Origin of the sequence: Mesorhizobium sp. C372A, assembly GCF_030323245.1 — a bacterium.
Classification (GTDB): domain Bacteria; phylum Pseudomonadota; class Alphaproteobacteria; order Rhizobiales; family Rhizobiaceae; genus Mesorhizobium.
This window is the reverse complement of record NZ_CP100475.1, coordinates 2,440,001-2,445,000: the sequence shown is the minus strand read 5'-3', so window position 1 is coordinate 2,445,000 and position 5,000 is coordinate 2,440,001. Positions and strand designations below refer to the sequence as shown.

At 57.9% G+C, this 5,000-nt stretch carries 1 protein-coding gene, 1 tRNA gene, 2 rRNA genes and 1 pseudogene (1 of these 5 cut by a window edge); 2 read left to right on the top strand and 3 right to left on the bottom strand.

The features are described 5' to 3' along the window. Window positions 1–392 precede the first annotated feature (392 nt). Window positions 393–782 carry a hypothetical protein gene (locus NLY42_RS31995; protein ID WP_023756656.1) on the top strand — a complete coding sequence of 130 codons (390 nt, stop codon included), beginning with the start codon at window positions 393–395 and terminating at the stop codon, window positions 780–782. 350 nt (window positions 783–1,132) lie between these two features. After that, window positions 1,133–2,329 (top strand): annotated as a pseudogene (locus NLY42_RS11605) (IS256 family transposase). 245 nt (window positions 2,330–2,574) lie between these two features. Here NLY42_RS11605 and NLY42_RS11600 read toward each other — a convergent pair. From NLY42_RS11600 to NLY42_RS11590, 3 genes are all read right to left on the bottom strand, one after another. Beyond that, window positions 2,575–2,651: transfer RNA gene (locus tag NLY42_RS11600), tRNA-Met, on the bottom strand. A 258-nt stretch (window positions 2,652–2,909) separates the two neighbouring features. Then, window positions 2,910–3,024 (bottom strand): 5S ribosomal RNA (gene rrf / locus NLY42_RS11595). A gap of 201 nt (window positions 3,025–3,225) precedes the next feature. Continuing rightward, window positions 3,226–5,000, bottom strand: a 23S ribosomal RNA gene (locus NLY42_RS11590); it runs 1,027 nt beyond the window's last position.

Sequence of the window (5,000 nt, the reverse complement as noted above, 5' to 3'; positions counted from 1 at the left end):
AAGGGCTTCTCAGAAGCAAACTGCTTCGCCGCCAGCGGCGCACCGCCCTCGTTCGTGAGGCGTATATAGTCGCCACCAACCAGAACTGTCAACAGTCATCGACGATGTTTTTTCGATTTCTCGTGGAGATATCCACGGGGCGGAAATTCGTGAGCTGGCTTGGCTGAAATTGTGAGTGGTGTTCCGCTGAGGATCACTCTTCTACCAAGCTCCCATCTCTAGGCGGCGGCAGGTGCGTGCCATCGGCCTGAGAATCGCCTCCTGGCGAGTGTCGATCCCCACGCCAGCCTAAGCAGCGCTTCAGAGCCGGCCTTCCAGCAATTCCGCCGTGATGTTGCGGCCGGCGAAAAAATACCCAGGACCAGACCCGTTCGGCATCGACTGCGAAAGCAATGCTGACGGCACGTCGCCAGCCGATGATCCGCGGACCAGGCATGATCTCGACCCGCTCTGTGCCGCACTGTGGAAAAGTCGACACGCTCAGGCAATGGTCGCGGATGCCGACAACGAAATTCCAAGCGATCGCCGGCGACGCACGGGTCGGCTATGTCGTCATAGAGCTGGTCGAGTTCAGTTTCCGCCTTGGGGTGGAAGACAATGCGGTACTCCATTGCCTATTTGGCTTTCGCCTGCTTCGCGTGATGACGCGCCTCGAGCCGCGAAAAAACCGTCTCGACAGGGATGCCCTTAGCCGGATCCTGCCGGAGCTCGGTCAGGCGCGCCGGAACCTCCTCGCGCAGCCATCTCTCCCGCTCCGCCTCGAAATCCTCGAGCATACGTAGGCCGGCGCGAACATCTCAGGCATTGTTGTAGCGGCCTGATTCGAGCTGCTTCCTGATGAAGCTCTCATAGTGGTTCGTTCAGAGCGTAGTCGGGCACGGCAACCTCCTGGAAGATTATGGCGCCGATCAAGCCCGGTAGCAATAATAGCAATGATTGGAAGCGCACGATCACGGTTCGTTTTCCAAGATCTGATGGCGAGAGAATGGTTCGTCGCCTGGTTTTGCAGGGTCCAAAGCGTCCGGTCACCATCGGGTTGTGTGCGTCAAGTTCTGCAAATTCGCTGAGAGAGGGCGGTCATGGCAGGCTGGTGATTGTTCACGTCACCTGATTCCCGCGAAGGAACGCCACCATGACCAAGACAGAAGGTAAATCGACCAGCGCTGCCGTCAAAGACATTCTGCTTTCGAACCCGGATGGATTGCACGAAGTGCTCCGTGCGGTGATGCAGGAGGTGCTTGAGGCCGAGATGGACGAGGCGCTGGGTGCCTCGAAGAGCGAGCGCACGCCCGAACGGCTTGGCTATCGCTCGGGGCTATTACGGCCGTACCCTTGTGACGCGGGTCGGCAAGCTCGAGCTGCGGGTTCCGCAGGACCGGGCCGGGCGCTTCTCCACCGAGCTGTTCGAGCGCTACCAGCGTTCCGAGCGGGCCTTGGTGGCGACACTGGCGGAGATGTATGTGCAGGGCGTGTCGACCCGCAAGGTGAAGGCGATCACGGAAAAACTGTGCGGCCATGCCTTCTCGGCCTCGTCGATCTCGGCCATCAACAAGCGGCTGGACGAGAGCCTCGCTGCCTTTGCCAGGCGCCCCCTTCAAGAGCCGTTTCCTTACCTCATCCTCGATGCGCGCTACGAGAAGGTGCGTGAAGCCGGTGTTGTCATGAGCCAGGCGGTGCTGATCGCGGTCGGTATCGACTGGGACGGAAGGCGCCAGATCCTGGCCGTGGAGATGGCCAATCGCGAGAGCCGCTCGGCCTGGAGGGACTTCCTCGTCGGCCTCAAGGCGCGGGGCCTCAAGGGCGTCGAGTTGGTTGTGTCCGACGATCACGCCGGCCTGGTGGAGCGATCGGCGAGGTGATCCCCGAAGCCGCCTGGCAACGCTGCTACGTGCACTTCCTCAGGAACGCGCTCGATCATCTGCCGAGGAAGCACGGCGACGACTGCCTGCAGGAATTGCGCTGGCTCTACGACCGGCGCGATCTCGCAGAGGCCAAGGCTGATCTTGCCGCATGGCTTGCCAAATGGTCGGCCCGCTATCCGCGCCTGACAGGCTGGGCCGAGGATGCCATCGAACAAACCCTGACCTTCTTCAGGCTGCCGAGACAGCACCACAAGCATCTTAAATCCACCAACATGCTGGAGCGGCTCAACGAGGAAATCCGCCGGCGCACCTATGTCGTGCGCATCTTCCCCAACACCGAAAGCTGCCTGCGCCTGGTCAGGGCGTTGGCCGTCGAGACCAATGAAAACTGGATGGAGGCCAACCGATACATCAACATGGACGACCTGCGCGAGCACAAGAAGCTCGCTCTGCGCCAAGCCGCATGACCAGCATCATGGCCGCCCCATTTTGCAGAACTTGACGCACACAACCGCCGGGAGCCAACCGGCTTCGCGTGGGCAAAGGTGCCGAATACAAAAAGGCTTGCGAGCTACGGGCGGTTGGGGGTCATGATTTGGCTTTTCTGTCCCACGGCGTCGGCTTCGCCTGCTTCCGACCCCTGGTGCAGGTTAAAATCGCCATCGATCACGGTCCGAACGCAAAAAGCCCGCGTGAAGCGGGCTTTTTTTGTTGGTTGCGGGGACAGGATTTGAACCTGTGACCTTCAGGTTATGAGCCTGACGAGCTACCGGGCTGCTCCACCCCGCGTCACCTCCAGGGCAAGCTCTTGCTTGCTCCGGACTCTCCAGGGCAAGCTCTTGCCTGCTCCGGATCTGAAGCAAGCGTTTGCTTGCTTATCTGGACGTAAGCCTGGGCCTATGAACAGGATGGCTTACAGATAGGTATATGGCTGACCAAATGAAAGGGCCGCTTGCGCGGCCCGTGATCCCTTGGCGGGCCTTTTCGTAGAGAGAAGATTTCAGTTTCATCCGGTTTGCGGATGAGAGTTCAACGTGCGTTTTGCAGACCTGGCAGCGACCTACTCTCCCGCGTCTTGAGACGAAGTACCATCAGCGCTGGAGCGTTTCACGGCCGAGTTCGGAATGGGATCGGGTGCAGCCGCTCCGCCATAACCACCAGGTCGGCAAAACGCACGTTATATCGAGAAGCTGTTTTTTCGTGCCAAGGCGACGTTTGTGTTTTGCTTTCGGGCGTAAGCCCGCAAGCGCGACTGCGCGTCGCCGGTTTTCCGGCGCCCTCGCGGAGCATAGGCCCTGGAAGGGCCGCCCATGCGTGAGCGCTGGTCAGATCATCGTGTTCACGATGAGCATAAGGAATGAGAACGATCAAGCCGATCGAACTATTAGTACCGGTAAGCTTCAAGCGTTGCCGCTCTTCCACACCCGGCCTATCAACGTGGTCGTCTTCCACGGTTCTCAGGGAATACTCGTTTTAAGGTGGGTTTCCCGCTTAGATGCCTTCAGCGGTTATCCCGTCCGGATATAGCTACCCTGCTATGCGGCTGGCGCCACAACAGGTCCACCAGAGATCCGTCCATCCCGGTCCTCTCGTACTAGGGACAGATCCTTTCAATATTCCTACACCCACGGCAGATAGGGACCGAACTGTCTCACGACGTTCTGAACCCAACTCACGTACCGCTTTAAATGGCGAACAGCCATACCCTTGGGACCTGCTCCAGCCCCAGGATGCGATGAGTCGACATCGAGGTGCCAAACAACCCCGTCGATATGGACTCTTGGGGGTCATCAGCCTGTTATCCCCGGCGTACCTTTTATCCGTTGAGCGATGGCCCTTCCACGCGGGACCACCGGATCACTATGACCGACTTTCGTCTCTGCTCGACTTGTCAGTCTCGCAGTCAGGCAGGCTTATGCCATTGCACTCAGCGAACGATTTCCGACCGTTCTGAGCCCACCATCGCGCGCCTCCGTTACTCTTTAGGAGGCGACCGCCCCAGTCAAACTACCCACCATACATTGTCCCGGACCCGGATAACGGGCCGCGGTTAGACATCCATAGTAATAAGGGTGGTATTTCAAGGGTGGCTCCACCTGAGCTGGCGCCCAGGTTTCAAAGCCTACCACCTATCCTACACATGCCACTACGAATGCCAATGTAAAGCTATAGTAAAGGTGCACGGGGTCTTTCCGTCTAACCGCAGGAACCCCGCATCTTCACGGGGAATTCAATTTCACTGAGTCTATGCTGGAGACAGCGGGGAAGTCGTTACGCCATTCGTGCAGGTCGGAACTTACCCGACAAGGAATTTCGCTACCTTAGGACCGTTATAGTTACGGCCGCCGTTTACTGGGGCTTCGATTCAGAGCTTGCACCCCTCCTCTTAACCTTCCAGCACCGGGCAGGCGTCAGACCCTATACGTCGTCTTGCGACTTCGCAGAGCCCTGTGTTTTTGATAAACAGTCGCTACCCCCTGGTCTGTGCCACCCTCCTCTACTTGCGTAGAAAAGGGTCACGCTTCTTCCGAAGTTACGCGTGCAATTTGCCGAGTTCCTTCAGCATAGTTCTCTCAAGCGCCTTGGTATACTCTACCTGACCACCAGTGTCGGTTTCGGGTACGGTTTATAAGGAGGAGCTATTTCCTGGAACCGCTCCGCTGCCCGTTCAATCCGATAAGATTGGACAACTTGTGCGATCCGTCACTACCTCCAAGCCCACGAATATTAACGTGGTTCCCATCGACTACGCGTTTCCGCCTCGTCTTAGGGGCCGGCTAACCCTGCTCAGATTAGCTTTAAGCAGGAACCCTTGGTCTTTCGGCGGGGGAGTCTCTCACTCCCCTTACGTTACTCATGTCAGCATTCGCACTTCTGATACCTCCACCACCCCTCACGGGTATGGCTTCGTCAGCTTACAGAACGCTCCGCTACCGCTTGGCCCTTGCGGACCAAACCCTAAGCTTCGGTGTATGGCTTTAGCCCCGTTACATTTTCGGCGCAAAGACCCTTATTTAGACCAGTGAGCTGTTACGCTTTCTTTAAATGATGGCTGCTTCTAAGCCAACATCCTGGTTGTTTTGGGATCCTCACATCCTTTCCCACTTAGCCATAACTTGGGGACCTTAGCTGTAGGTC